Source organism: Claveliimonas sp. (genome assembly GCF_037273965.1).
GTDB classification, from domain to species: Bacteria; Bacillota; Clostridia; order Lachnospirales; family Lachnospiraceae; genus Claveliimonas; species Claveliimonas bilis.
In genome coordinates this window covers 21201-35218 of record NZ_JAYAZJ010000056.1, presented here as the reverse complement: position 1 = coordinate 35218, position 14018 = coordinate 21201, and the positions used below count along the sequence as shown (strand labels likewise).

Sequence of the window (14018 nt, the reverse complement as noted above, 5' to 3'; positions counted from 1 at the left end):
GGAGACGTACCGAAGTGGCCGTAACGGGGCTGACTCGAAATCAGTTTATCGGTTTTATCGCCGGTACGAGGGTTCGAATCCCTCCGTCTCCGTTCTATTAAAGCATCAGGAGAAAACCCCTTAAAACAGAGGTTTTCTCCTGATTTATTTTGTTGCCAGACGGTAACTTCTGTCAATTCTGTTGTATATCTCCTCTTCCGGTACTGAACCGTCCAAAATTATGGTATACCAGCTTCTTTTATTCATATGCCAGCCGGGAAAATACTTTTTATTATCCACAGTCGCTTCCATCTGTTCCGGTTCGATCCGCAAATCGATGATCTCAGCCATTTCGTCAGAAGAAAGTCCCAGCTTGCTGCGGGAAACTGTAAGGACTGCGGCATACCATTTCTGTGTATCTTTCCGGCGCCAGATAGCATTATCAGGCGTTTTCGCCCAAAGAAATTCCAGTTCATCTCCATAAGTTTCTCGAACATAAGCGATTATCGCTTTTGTCTGTGTGCCCTTAAAAACATCCGGCTCAAAACAGTTTTCTGCAATATCAGTGAGCACCTGTTCATAGTCCATTTTCACTCCTGTGATAAAACTGCCCGATGCGCTGTCAGTAAGATGCAAAGTGTAGGGTTCATTTGTTTCTGCGTCAATTACGGTCGCTTTCACCAAACCTTTCCCGGTAATTTCCACCTCCATCGAAAACCCGCTGCCCGGCAGCACCGTATGATAGAAATATCTGCCCTTTTTTTCTGAAAATCCATAAGCAGGCAGCCTGGTCAGATTGACTTTCCTTCTCCTGAATATATTGTTTATGATATCCTTCATCGGTCCTCCTGCTTACTTTTGCCGCAGTAAAAGTTGTTTTGTATTTCTTATTTTCCATTTTCATTATAGCATAGAAGTCCGGGCGTAACCTCTATCTTTTCATGCGTATCTGAAACGCCTCCATTGCAAGCGCCTGCCCCACCGTTCCCAGTGTTGCAATACCATCTGCCAAAGTCCAGTCTGTCCAGCCGCTGTGAGCAAGATGCGCCCGCCATTCAAAGGGACCTTCAAAGCACAGACATTCCAGCCGCTTTTTCTCATTTACTGTACCGATCACGGTATTTTTACTGATGATGCCATAATCCACCCAGCCCTCTGACTGAATATGGGCCTTCGCCCTGATTTCGTTCTCAAAAGGATCCAGCCGGAATGCTTCCAGCCGAAGGGATTTACCTGTAGTTCCCGTGATCTCACCATCCGGAACTTTCGGCAGCCAGCCTTCGCTTTGCACATGAGCCTCCAGGATCAGATGGGCAATCCGGATCCTCACTGCTTCCATCTGAAGAGATCCTCCTCTTTCTCCTGCCCATTCCCCATCAAATTTCCAGTCTGTCCACCCTTTACTTTTCTGGTGTACCTGATAGGCATAATGAAGCTCCTCCTCTTTTGTACTGCCTTCTATAGCAATGGCTTCTATCCGCCTTTTCTCTCCTGTTGTGCCAAGGATCGTATTTTTCGTAATATCCTGATACTCCCGATCTCCGATTCCTTTCATATGGATTTTTACATTGGTCTTTCCCGGAGGCGCGATACGAAGCGCTTCTATCCGCCTGTTCTGCCCGGTTGTCCCAGCCATTTCCCCGTCGCATTTCCAGGAAAGCCACCCTTGTCTCCTCACATGTACCTGGTAGGATACTTCGCCCTTCTGCGATTTATCTCCCTGCATTTCTCCTCCATTTCTTATCTCTCCATCCGGATCATTTATGACGCTTGAAGCTCCCGCATATTTGTCCCAGGCCTCCCTGCTGCCGTAAAATACATTCAGGTCAAGATTGCCGCTCCACCCCGGCAGCCTTCCCGACGGAGTGTACTGATACATAGCACAGGTTTTCCACGCCCCCAGGCTGCCGTAAACAGGAGCATCCGGCGTATAGCCCATTGTCTGATCCCCCGCAAAATATCCGGCATTCCACAGACCATAATCTGCCTGTACAACCTTTATCCAGTCATAACTGTTTACTACACTGTTGCTCATATAAATGAGCGGTTTTACTCCTGTCAATTCATAAATCCGGTCCAGAAACGCTTTGGCATACCCCGGACCTTTTTCTATTGCTTTTCCTTCCCAGTCAAGAACAAGTACCGACTGTTTGATATACCCCCGAATATTTTTATAAAAAAAATCCGCTTCTTCTTTTCCTGTACTTTTTCCTGTGGCATAATGGTAAACTCCTGTTTTTCTTCCAAGGCTTTTTGCCCTCTGAATAAATCCGTTACAGTATGGATCCACAAAACCGGTTCCTTCTGTAGCCTTACATATCACAAAGTCAGCAGAAACTTTTGCAAGGTCAAGCCCTGCCTGATGATTGCTGATATCAATGCCGTTTAAACTCATATTTCGCTGCCTCCTGTCATTTTTTGCAGAATTTCAATATTAACTTATGCGAAAATATCGAAATTGCCACTTGAGGCATATTCCATGAATGGATGAGTGATCATCCAGAAAGGCAGGACAGAAAATCAGGATTCTTTTTGATCTTTCACACAAAAATATGGGAATTTGTATTTGGGCAAAGAAGTGGTGCCGGAACTAAGCTCCCGCACCAACTTTGTCTACAGTCTGAGAGGATGTCGGTACCGACATCCCCTCTCTTAAAATTATGCAATCTTACTCCATCTGCAGCAGCCGATACAGTGCCTGCGCATATAGTCTTGCACACTGTACCAGCTCATCCAGATCAACAAATTCATCTGCCTCGTGAGCCAGCTCCGGTTCACCCGGAAATACCGGACCAAAAGAAACAAAGTTCTCTACATCACGGCAGTAGGTTCCGCCCCCGATAGTGATGGCCTCTTCTCTTGTCCCAGTCACATCTTCGTACACATCCAGCAGAATCTGCACAAGCTGTGCATCTTTAGGTACATAGAGCGGCGGCCGTTTCTGCCAGTATTCCGGTTGGAATCCATGTTTCTCACAGGTCAGACGGATTGTCTTCCAGACTGTGTCCAGATCAACATGGACAGGACAACGGATATCTACCTTCAGTTCACTGTGTTCTTTCTCCACATTCAGGATCCCCAGATTCATACTGAGTTTTCCTGAAAGCTGATCCTCACAGGCAATTCCCAGGCCTCTTCCTTCCCAGCCGTCTTCAAACAGAGCAGCCAGAGCTTTGAAATATTCCCTGGTCTTGTAATCCGCAAACGGCAGATCCTTTAGGAACCGGATCATGGACAGGATCGCATTTTCTCCCAGCCAAGGCTGCATAGCGTGGGCGCTGACTCCGGTAAACGCAAGATAAAGATTTCCCTCTCTTATCTGTGCAGTTCCCTTGGAAATCTTTTCCTGGAACTCCCTAAGAATCTCTTCCAGCTGCTCCTTTGGGCCGCCAATCCACACCTCCGCAATGTTAGGTACTGCATTTACAACTGTTCCCCCTTTGATCCGGATCACGCAAAGTTCCTTTGTGTTTGGAAGCTCTCGTTCCTTCTGGATCTGGAACCGCAGGATCCCTTTCTCCGCATGGATGACAGAAAACATACCATCTGGAGAAAATCCAAGATCCGGGCCTTTTTCCTTGGTCAGATAATACTTGATACAACGGTGGCCTGTCTCTTCATCACAGCCGATGATGTGCCGTACATGGTTCTTAATGGGCAGGCCGCTTTCCCTCACAGCTTTCATTGCATAAAGCGCGGCAACCAACGGTCCTTTGTCATCAATCGTGCCCCTTCCGTACATTTTCCCGTTCTCAATTTCCGGGACAAAGGGCTGCTTTGACCAGCCGTTCCCCGGCGGAACCACATCAATGTGGGACAAGATCCCTATCTCCCTGCCTTCTGCTCCAAAATCCACTGCAGCCGCGTAGCCGTCATAATCCCGCACTTCGAATCCAAGCGTCTTGGCCAGCTCCATAAGCGCATCCAGGGCGCTTCGGATTTCCTGACCAAACGGGGCGCCTTCTCCGGCGCTTTCCAGATTGATCACGCTGGGAATCTTAACCAGTTCTTCTAGAGACTGGATCATATCATTACGGTATGATTTCACAAGTTCATCGATTTTCTGTTCCATTTTACTGTCTTCCTTTCTGATTCTATGCATTTAGATAAACATTTTGATAAGACTCGAGAAAAAGCTGTATAATCCATCCCCTGCAATCAAACCAGCATCACGGCAGTTCATAAATTCATCCCCGATAATCTTTCGGATAATAACAGCTACAACAACACCTATTCCATAAATTGGATTATTGATCAAAAGCCCGGTCGCCAAAAGGACGCCAAACATATACTTTCTTCCGATTATCTGAATGATCGCTCCCGGAATCGCCCAGATGGCCAGCTCCTTCATAAGCGCCATATCGCTCCCCATCTCTACGGTAGTCGCAAATACTGTACTTGTAGCCGGAATCAATCCGTCTTTTAATGTCATGTCCGCAAAAAAGATGACAACAATAATTCCGATCAAAGCTCCCAGCATTTCTATCCAAACCTGTTGTTTTCTTCCATACAATTCATATTCCGGATTTTTTGCTTTTCCACGGATCAGCCAGCCTGTTTTTAAATCATATCCCATATCCGCAAAACATGGACCTACAGAGCTGATATAACCAGTCAAAACCGCAACAGCAAGAGGATGGAAGCCCATAACGACACCGATGGTCATGAAAATCGTAGTGACCGCAAATCCTGGAAACCACCCGGAATACATTGCAGCTTTCCCTATAATAATCATCGAAGCAACAGAGGCAAACGCAGTCCAGAGTACCCATAAGGCCATTTCACCAGCAGACATCCCAGTAAATATTCCACAGATCACTCCTACAAATACGCCGCCAGCCAAATGGGTGAGCAACGCAATGATCAGCGTCCACTTAGTCTTTCCCGCAGAAACAGTCAGTCCCTCTTCCACATCATCTCCCTCTGATTTCTTTGCTCTTTTTGCAGAGCCCTGATAGATTGATACAACCGACTGGATCAATGCGATAATACCTGCTCCAACCATAAAGCCCTGAGGGATACTCGTCGCCCCAAGATCAAACCCTGTCAGCGGGGCACAGTATCCCCGGATCAGCAGACCTATCCCCAACGCCAGCATAGATACAATGTTTGCAATGAATACGATACCTACGGCGCCTACCGGTAATTTTACGATACTTCCCAGGATTCCTACAACAATACCCTGGATAACACGTTTAGCTTTATCCCCGCCCTCATCTCCAGCCTCCAGGACCTCCGCAGTAGCCACTCCCGGCGCCCAGGCTTCTTTGGCAGGAAACAAAGGAGAATCAAACAACGCCCCTACCGTATAAACGGAAATCAATGTTCCGAAAATACATCCCAGCGCCATTGGCAAAATAGCGTCAAATTCACCCATCACAAACAGGATAGCTACTGCCACAAAGGCACAGTTTGCTGCGGAAAAACCTGCGCCAGACACAATCGTCTGGATATAATTCTGTCTTTCCACACTTTTAAATTTCCCAAATACTGTCATCGGAATCCTTGCGACAAGCATCGCAAAAATCGCGCCTAATATAGATGTATTAGCCGAAACTCCGACCTTTCCCATGATCTGCATACATATTATGCCTGACAATACCGCGAGAACCGATCCAAAAATAATCGTCATCGGCTCTGAACATCGTATTTTCTCAAATGTATCCGCTGCTTTAGATTTCTGATTATCTTGCATTCTTTTTTTCCTCCTCTCCTGTTCCTTTACATGACGGTATCAAAAAAGCGCCTGAGTCGCAGAAACGTTCAGGCGCCTATCCTCTTATGTTTCTTTAGTATCCTGCTGCACCCATTTTTTTACAGATTTCTATGAGTTCCGGATCAACGTATTTTCCATCTTCTTCCATAGTGACGCCATCCAAAATAATGGTTGGTTTGGAAACAACTCCATCTGTATGGGATGCCGCTGTCCAATAACTTCCGCGAATCATCTTTCCCTGACTTCCGATTCCAAACTCCATGCAGCCAAAAATTCTTTCGTCTTCTACAATCCGCCCTGTTGCCTCTGTAACACCCGGGTTAAATCCAAGTGAATAGTGAGCAAGGCGGAACATATTCGGATCGTCGAAGGATTCCAGCCATGCTTTAAATCTTTCTGCATCCTTTCCTCCTTCAATCTTTGTAACTCTGCCCTCTTCCAGAGTCAGCTCTACATTGCCCGAAAGGATTCCCATATCCGTCGGCGGGAAAATAGCCGCATCAAACACGAGTTTTCCATTAATGGTCTCTTCAATAGGACACCAGCTGATCTGTCCGCACATCATAAATGGGTAACCTTTAAAGGTAGCAAGCTGTCCGGAATGTCTTACAGGCCGTCCCTCATTTTTAGCTGTCAGATAGGTTCCATTTCCGTCTTTAATAATAATCTCATTTGCAGCTTCCATCTTAGCTTTCAATGTCTCTCCCAATTCTACAACGCTTGCGACATCTACTCTGCCGATACATTTTACAATCATCGTCACATCCATTCCTGTCAGATTGATATAACGACATCCAAAATCGATTGCTTTTCTCCATGACTCACAGAGCATGATAGACGAATAAGACAGCTCGATCCATACATCTGCAACCGCAACCGCATTACCAAGAGGTGCTATCGGTTCCGCATACGCCTTCTCATTCGTAGGAACATAGACCAGCACGGGGTTCGCTCCTACGATATATGCCGCGTTCATAATCGCGTCAAGTACTCTTTTATCTGTAGACGTATCTCCTGTAACAACTACATTTTCCCCCGGCTCGACAAGCATAACCTCTTTGACAAGCTTATAGGCAGCTTTACTTACCTCATAAGACAAATAATCTGGTGACATCTCAATTCCAATTGGGTATTCCATTTTCCTTCCTCCTTTAGTTTAATCTGCGGTTAATTCACCGTCCAACATTTCTCTTACAACACGTGCCATAGTGGTTCTGCAGAGCAGAACAGGTTTCCCGGTGATTGTTGCTACAATTCTTCTCGCTTCTCTGGTAAAACCGATACAATCCATCACGATAAGATCCGCTGTGGCATCCTTTGCCAATTCTGCCGCTTTGTACACCTCATTGATGTCTCCATACGGATTTGCCGGTATTGGCGTTACCTTTTTCATAATTGGCCCCCACTGCTCGTAGGCCTGCTGGATCTGCTGTTCGTCCGGAGTGATCACAATAATATTTGACTCCTTACTCAGAGCTTTTGCCAGCCCGTTTAAAATTTTTGCCGGATATACCAATGGCACGCGCGATTGAAAAACATCCGGGAAAGATCCTGCGCAGAAAATCATGATCAGTGAAACGCCCTGTTCTTCCAGCTTAGATATACAATTCTGCATTCTTTCCAGGATAAAACTTTCCCCAAATTTTGCAAAACTTCCATCATTCAGCCTGGAAACCAGCACGTAGTCCTCCGGACCCGGCGCCATGTCTTCTATCTCTTCCCGGCTCAATCCATCCAACGCTCCCGCCTGAAGCAACTCAATCTTATCACCCAAAATAGGCAAAATATCTGGCGTTACATCGACACGAGGAGACTGTCCTATAGTTACTGCTCCAATTTTCATTTGCAATCCTCCTCCCTCTTTTTTGATATCCGGAATATCTTTACCTTGATTCTATCACTAATAACTAGTAAAATGAAATTATATTATCTTATAGGCCGATAACTTGTCGTTATACCTAAATTTATCTGAATATTTACACAGGGAGGGATTTTATGTTAGACGTCAGAATAGATACTTTTCTTAGCCTTTGCGAAACCAGAAGTTATACCCAGACAGCCAGTCTCCTGAATATAACGCAGCCGGCCGTTACTCAACATATTAAACATCTGGAAAACCAATACTCCACAAAACTGTTCTATTATGATGAAAAACGCAGACTGCATCTGACTGAGCACGGCAAGCTTCTCCACCGCTTCGCACAGACTGTAAAGGCAGACTCCGTTCAAATCACAGAGTATCTGAAAACTCCTGAAAAAGAACCGGAAGAAATTAAAATCGGTTCTATCGTTACAATCGGAGAATCTCTGGTTCCACTAATCCTTGCTGAATATCTCCGAAAATACCCTGATAAAAAAGTTTATATGTATCTGGATGAAGCGGATACCCTTTTAGAACAGTTAAAAAACGGAAACATACATTTCTGCGTATCTGATATCTACTGCCCGCACACAGAATATGAAAGCCGGGAGTTATTTGAATGTGAAACAATCTGTGTCTGTTCGCCAAAGCATCCTTTGGCAGAAAAGACCGTAAATTTTGAAGAACTGAACAGTTCCAGACTGATTTTTCGTGAAAGCGCAACCAATTCCAAACGCAATCTGATAAAAATCCTTCACGAGTATAATCAGGATATCACCAATTTCCGTTCTTATGTAGAAATAGGCACGATCAACGCTGTTAAGAAACTGGTCATGGAAAATACAGGGATTTCCTTTATTTACCGTTTTGTTGTACAAGACGAGCTGGACGATGGTCTTCTCAGCCAGATATATATTAAAAATTTCTTATCAAAATCGCGTATTAACCTTGCCTGGATGAAAAATAGTTTTTTCACGCCACTTTGCCTTCAATTTTATGATATTTGCAGACAGGTGCTCTCTTCTCCTGATTTCTCCCAAAAATCAATTATCAAAAGTATAAGAGGCTGTCAGGAAACAGATTGTTCAAATCGGGAGATTTTTGTACCCTAAATACGAGAAAAAAAGAAGAGACAATCCGACAGAAGATCCGGTTCTTAAAAAACGAATCCTCTGGGATTGTCCCTTCCTTGCATGCCAGGGGGTAAAATCCGATATTAACCGACACCCCCTTTAGGATGGACCTGGCGGGAATCGAACCCGCGTCCGAAAGCCTTTCCATCAGGGCATCTCCCATCACAGTCATTACTTTTTCATTCCCTCTGCCGGACGCTTAATGACAAGCTTCCGGTTTCAGTAGCTTCATAAATTCTTCCATTTCCTCAAAGCTTTGGAAACGAAGTGCTCCGCCTTGTTGAAGCCGGGATCTTAAGCAGCGGATGACCTAAGGCCGACTGCCGCCGAAATTAGGCAGCGTACGCTAATTCTCTATTGTCTGCGTTTATATTTAATTGGAACTTTTAACGTAGTGTCCCGCTACGGATGGCTTCCCCAACTTCCAAACCCCCGTCGAAACCAGTACAAGCCCTGATTGCTGCCTTTCTGGTCCGCAGACGTCTTCTGTTGGCGCTTATTTATTATAGTAAACCGGCTGCATAATGTCAAGGAAGGACTGCTCTGTATTTCAGCTTTTTCTGTGCAGTTTTTCCAACGCTTCCTCCATCTGATCCATCGCCTGTTTCAGTTCTGCTTGCGAGGCCGCATAGGTGATCCTCAGGTGTCCCGGCGCATAGAACGCACTCCCCGGAACAACAGCAATATGCGCCTCCTGCAGAAGGTATTCCGCCATGACAATATCATCCTTTATTTCCCATTCTCCATAGGAAGCTCCATAATAGGCGCGTATATCAGGCAAAAGGTAAAAAGTCCCCTCTCCCAGACGACAGTTTACTCCTTCCATGCTCTCAAGGCAGCTATACACATATCTGCGCCTTTTTTCATATTCCGCCACCATATCAGCCACTGAATCCTGGCTTCCGTTCAATGCCGCAATTCCCGCTTTCTGTGAAAGGGAATGGATGGAGGACACCATCTGGCTCTGAAGCTTATTGACCGCCCCGATCACTTCCAGAGAGGCCGCCAGATACCCGAGACGCCATCCTGTCATTGCGTAGGTCTTGGAAAAACTGTTGATCAAAATAATATGGTCTTTCCACTCTTCTGATTCCGACAGGGAAGCGATACTCACATGCTCTGCTCCGTCATATACCATGGCCTCATACACTTCATCCGCCAGGATATAGAAATCTTTTTGCACCGCAAGCTGTCCCAGTTCCTTCAGTGCCTCTCCGGAATAGACTGCTCCTGTAGGATTATTGGGAGTGTTGATCAGGATTCCTCTTGTCTTATCTGTAACAGCGTTTCTGATCGCTTCCGCATCAAGGCTGAAATCTTCTCTGCAGGGCACAAGAACCGGAGTTCCTCCGGCCATCTTTACCATTTCAGTATAGCTGACCCAGCACGGGTATGGAATGATGATCTCCTCGCCGGGATTACAGACCGCCATCAGAGCAGCATAAATGCATTGCTTTGCCCCTGCTCCAATGGTAATCTGATCCGGAGTATAACAGACATGATTTTCCCTTTCCAGTTTCCGGCAGATTGCCTCCCTAAGAGGCAGGATACCCATTACCGGCGTGTATTTCGTGAACCCCTCTTTCAGCGCCTGATTTGCCGCTGCACAGATATGGGGCGGAGTGACAAAATCCGGCTCCCCCACATTCAGGCCGATCACTTTTTCCCCTTGCCGTTTCAGCTCTGCAATGCGTACTGTCAGCTCCACTGTTTTGGAAGGTTCGATATGCTTTACCCTTTCTGCTGTCACTTTTTTCTCTCCCTTTTATATCTTAAAACTGATAAAAAATTATGTTTACTGGAATATGCGGATGCTTCCCACCACCGGCAAAGGATTTTTCGTTCCTTTACATGCACTCACGATCCCTGCAATCGCAAGGATAAAAAGGGCCAGAGAAAGCACGCCGCCCACAAGAGAAAGTCCCCATGAATAATGATAAAATATCTGATAACCCAGCAAGGAACCATTGGTGATCAGATTCAGGATCAGGGAGGTGATCCAAAGCACAATCCCCTGATTCAGATGATGACGGAGATATGGCGAAGATTTATTTCCGGCCAGAAGGGGCACAAGAACCAGAATCCCGATATAAGACAGCACTCCCATCACTTTATTTCTCTGTACATCTTCTTTTTCAAATTTTTCTTCCTTATATTGATAATACTGCTGATTTCCGCCCGGGCCGCTGTTCTGATATCCGTTTTGCTGTTCCTTTTGATATCCTCCGCCCTGGTAACTGTAATTCCAGGTATCCTGGTTTGTATAAGTATACTGCTCTCTATCTTTATTTTCCGCCTGCCCCTCCGGAATACTTGCTCCGCATTCCGGGCAGAACTTTGCTCCATCCTGTACTTTCGCTCCGCATTTTACACAGTAAGCCATTTTATCTCCCTCCTATGTGTACCGGTTGTTTCTCGTCTTCCAGCCCAAGAATTTCCGCCAGGACTTCTATAATAATCTCATTAGTACATGATTTGATATACCCTATCATATGAAGAGAAATCTCGTCCTGTTTCTGCGCTTCTGTCAGATCTTCTTTTCTGTTAGTCTCCTGGATCAGCTGGACCAGCTGTGGGGTCAGCTCTTCGTAAGTTTCTATGGTTGTCTGTGATACCAGATCTCTTAGCTGTTTTTTATTGGTCGGAACCATACCCGTTTCTCCTTATCCGAAATTCCTTACTTTAAATTCTCTGCTTGCTTCTCTTTGCTGATCTTTTTTTGCGATATCCTGCCTCTTGTCATACAGTTTTTTACCCTTCGCAAGGCCAATCTCCACTTTGACAAGACTACCTTTAAAATATACCTTTAGCGGTACAATTGCAATCCCTTTTTCCTTCATTTTCCCGGCCATTTTATTGATCTCGGATTTATGAAGAAGAAGCTTTCTTATGCGAAGGGGATCTTTGTTGAAAATATTTCCTTTTTCATATGGGCTGATATGCATGCCGTAAATATAAACCTCTCCATTCTCGATACGGATAAATGATTCTTTAATGCTGCATTTTCCCATACGCAGAGATTTCACTTCCGTTCCAGCCAGAGAAATTCCAGCCTCATATTTTTCCAGTATAAAATAATCATGATATGCTTTTTTATTATTGGCTATCATTTTTTCACTGGTCTTTGCCATTTTCAAAGTCTCCTTTTTCTGCAATCTCAAAATCTACTGTTCTTGTAAGACGATCCGCCGCAGACACACGGACATATACTTTTTCTCCCAAACGATATGTTCTGCCCGTATGAAGCCCCGCCATCTCACTGCGCTCTTCATAATACTCATAATGGTCGTCACGCATGGAGGCTACATGGACCAGTCCTTCTATTGTATTCTCAAGCTCCACATACATGCCCCATTTTGTCATTCCCGAAATAATGCCCTCGTATATCTCTCCAATATGGGCCTGCATATATTCCGCCTTTTTCAGCTTCACAGTCTCCCGCTCCGCCTCCTCTGCCTTTCTCTCCGTTTCGCTGGAGTGTTTCGCCACTTCCGGAAGGATTGACTCGTAATGTTCTATTTTCTTATCGTTCATCCGCCCTCTCAAGTTATCCTTGATAATCCGGTGGATCTGAAGATCCGGATAACGGCGGATCGGTGAAGTAAAATGCGTGTAATAGGGCGCTGCCAGACCGAAATGTCCGGTATTTTCCGATGAATATCTTGCCTGTCTCATAGATCTTAGGGCAAGCCGGCTGATCAGATCCTCCTCCGGTTTTCCTTCCAGCCTCTCCAAAAGTTTCTGCATCTCTTTCGGATGGACCTCCCCTTGCCCCACATGCATGGAATAACCGAAATTATTGATAAATATGGCAAATTTCCGGATTTTTTCCTCATCAGGAGCCTCGTGGGTCCGATATACAAACGGCAGCTCCTGCCAATAGTAATCCTCCGCCACTGTCTCATTGGCAAGAAGCATAAAGTCCTCGATCATCTTTGTGGCCGCATTCCGGTCATAGGGCTGGATCTCTATCGGTTTTCCCTGCTCATCCAGCCGAATCTTTGCCTCCGGAAAATCAAAGTCAATGGCTCCTCTTTTATGACGTTTTTTCCTCAAAATTTCCGAAAGCACTGCCATCTGTCTCAGCATAGGTACCAGAGTTTCCTGCTCCTTTGCCTCCTCGCCGTCAGGATCGGAAAGGATCTGCTTAACTCCCGTATAGGACATCCTTTTATCTACGCGGATCACCGTTTCAGCAATCTCATGATCGATCACATTTCCCTGCCTGTCAATCGTCATAATACAGCTCAACGCAAGGCGGTCCACGCCTTCATTCAAAGAACATATCCCATTAGACAGCCGGTGAGGCAGCATGGGGATCACCCGGTCTGCAAGATAGACGCTGGTTCCTCTCTTCAGTGCCTCCCGGTCCAAAGCGCTTCTTTCCTGCACATAGTTGGACACATCCGCAATGTGGACTCCCAGCGTAAAGTGATCGTCAGTCCAGGTAAGAGAAACTGCGTCATCCAGATCTTTGGCGTCTTCCCCGTCAATGGTAACCATCTGCCATTCACGGATATCTTTTCTGCCCTGCATATCCGCCTCGCTGATCTCCTCCGGCACTTTTCCCGCCTGATTCAGCACTTTCTCCGGAAATTCCACCGGCAGATCATATCCTTTTACAATGGATAAAATATCGGTTCCCGGATCATTTTTATGCCCGAGGATCTCTTCTATTTTCCCCTCCGGTTTTCTGTTTTCATCTCCATAGCTTAAAAGACGCACCACAACCTTGTGTCCGTCCATTGCCCCTTTGCTGTTTTCTTCTGCCACAAAAATATCCTGAAGGAACCTGACATTGTCCGGGCGTACAAAACCATACCCCTTATTTTTCCTCTTCTCATACAACCCTACAATACGGGTTGTCCCACGGGAGAGGATTTCCACGATTTTTCCTTCTTTTCTTTTTCCTTCCGGCGTCCGAAGAAGCACAACCGCAACGGTGTCTCCCTGCATGGCTCCGCACCGCTCTGCCTCGCCGATGAAAATATCTTCCTCCTCACCTTCTACACTCACAAACCCAAAGCCTTTTGGATGGGCCTGATATACTCCGGTAAGCCTGCCCGCTTCTCCCCGCAAGTATTTCCCCTTTTGAGAGAGACGGATCTTGCCGTCTGTGATCAGGCTGTCCAACACCTCCTTCAGCTCTGTGCGCTGTTCTTTGGGTACCTGAAGGATAACGGCAATCTCTTTTAATTTCATTGGCACATACAGGTCATCGCAGATAAAATCATAGATAACCTTTTTTCTTTTTTCAAAATTATCATCCATTTTCTGTCACCTTCTATACTGTATACGTAAAAAGACACTCTTATCCGCAAACAAGAGT

The 14018-nt window shown here is 45.7% G+C and carries 12 protein-coding genes, 1 tRNA gene and 1 other RNA gene; 2 read left to right on the top strand and 12 right to left on the bottom strand.

Features of this window, described 5'->3' with window-relative positions:
* Window positions 1-92, top strand: a tRNA-Ser gene (locus tag WJ238_RS04050).
* A 52-nt stretch (window positions 93-144) separates the two neighbouring features.
* On the opposite strand, the gene WJ238_RS04045 is transcribed toward WJ238_RS04050, so the two are convergent.
* The 6 genes from WJ238_RS04045 to WJ238_RS04020 all read right to left on the bottom strand — a co-directional run bounded on the left by WJ238_RS04045 (window position 145) and on the right by WJ238_RS04020 (window position 7538).
* Window positions 145-819, bottom strand: coding sequence for an MmcQ/YjbR family DNA-binding protein (locus tag WJ238_RS04045; protein WP_337606221.1), 675 nt, complete (start codon window positions 817-819; stop codon window positions 145-147).
* Between the two features lie 91 nt (window positions 820-910).
* Window positions 911-2374, bottom strand: coding sequence for a GH25 family lysozyme (locus WJ238_RS04040; RefSeq protein WP_337606220.1), 1464 nt, complete (start codon window positions 2372-2374; stop codon window positions 911-913).
* Between the two features lie 273 nt (window positions 2375-2647).
* A complete protein-coding gene (pepV, locus tag WJ238_RS04035) occupies window positions 2648-4051 on the bottom strand; it encodes a dipeptidase PepV (protein WP_230105229.1) in 1404 nt (467 codons plus the stop codon).
* A gap of 30 nt (window positions 4052-4081) precedes the next feature.
* Complete coding sequence (locus tag WJ238_RS04030; RefSeq protein ID WP_230105228.1) at window positions 4082-5674, bottom strand: OPT/YSL family transporter; 1593 nt, start codon at window positions 5672-5674, stop codon at window positions 4082-4084.
* A 94-nt stretch (window positions 5675-5768) separates the two neighbouring features.
* Entirely contained in the window at window positions 5769-6833 is a 1065-nt protein-coding gene (locus WJ238_RS04025; protein WP_230105227.1) for a 2,5-dihydroxypyridine 5,6-dioxygenase NicX family protein, read from the bottom strand.
* 18 nt (window positions 6834-6851) lie between these two features.
* A complete protein-coding gene (locus WJ238_RS04020; protein ID WP_230105226.1) occupies window positions 6852-7538 on the bottom strand; it encodes an AroM family protein in 687 nt (228 codons plus the stop codon).
* A gap of 152 nt (window positions 7539-7690) precedes the next feature.
* On the opposite strand from WJ238_RS04020, the gene WJ238_RS04015 reads away from it, so the two are divergent.
* Window positions 7691-8668 (top strand): LysR family transcriptional regulator, encoded by a 978-nt coding sequence (locus tag WJ238_RS04015; protein WP_230105225.1) that lies wholly within the window; start codon window positions 7691-7693, stop codon window positions 8666-8668.
* Window positions 8669-8791: 123 nt separating this feature from the next.
* On the opposite strand, the gene ssrA is transcribed toward WJ238_RS04015, so the two are convergent.
* The 6 genes from ssrA to rnr form a co-directional block, all read right to left on the bottom strand.
* Window positions 8792-9143, bottom strand: a transfer-messenger RNA (tmRNA) gene (ssrA, locus tag WJ238_RS04010).
* A 96-nt stretch (window positions 9144-9239) separates the two neighbouring features.
* Window positions 9240-10439 carry a pyridoxal phosphate-dependent aminotransferase gene (locus tag WJ238_RS04005; protein ID WP_337606217.1) on the bottom strand — a complete coding sequence of 400 codons (1200 nt, stop codon included), beginning with the start codon at window positions 10437-10439 and terminating at the stop codon, window positions 9240-9242.
* Window positions 10440-10484: 45 nt separating this feature from the next.
* Complete coding sequence (locus tag WJ238_RS04000; RefSeq protein WP_316267231.1) at window positions 10485-11072, bottom strand: zinc-ribbon domain-containing protein; 588 nt, start codon at window positions 11070-11072, stop codon at window positions 10485-10487.
* A 1-nt stretch (window position 11073) separates the two neighbouring features.
* Complete coding sequence (locus WJ238_RS03995; protein WP_337606215.1) at window positions 11074-11340, bottom strand: hypothetical protein; 267 nt, start codon at window positions 11338-11340, stop codon at window positions 11074-11076.
* 12 nt (window positions 11341-11352) lie between these two features.
* Window positions 11353-11820, bottom strand: a complete 468-nt coding sequence (gene smpB, locus WJ238_RS03990) for an SsrA-binding protein SmpB (protein ID WP_256193091.1) — start codon at window positions 11818-11820, stop codon at window positions 11353-11355.
* Window positions 11804-13960 carry a ribonuclease R gene (rnr, locus tag WJ238_RS03985; RefSeq protein WP_337606214.1) on the bottom strand — a complete coding sequence of 719 codons (2157 nt, stop codon included), beginning with the start codon at window positions 13958-13960 and terminating at the stop codon, window positions 11804-11806. The genes smpB and rnr overlap by 17 nt, the downstream gene beginning before the upstream one ends.
* Between the last annotated feature and the right edge of the window lie 58 nt (window positions 13961-14018).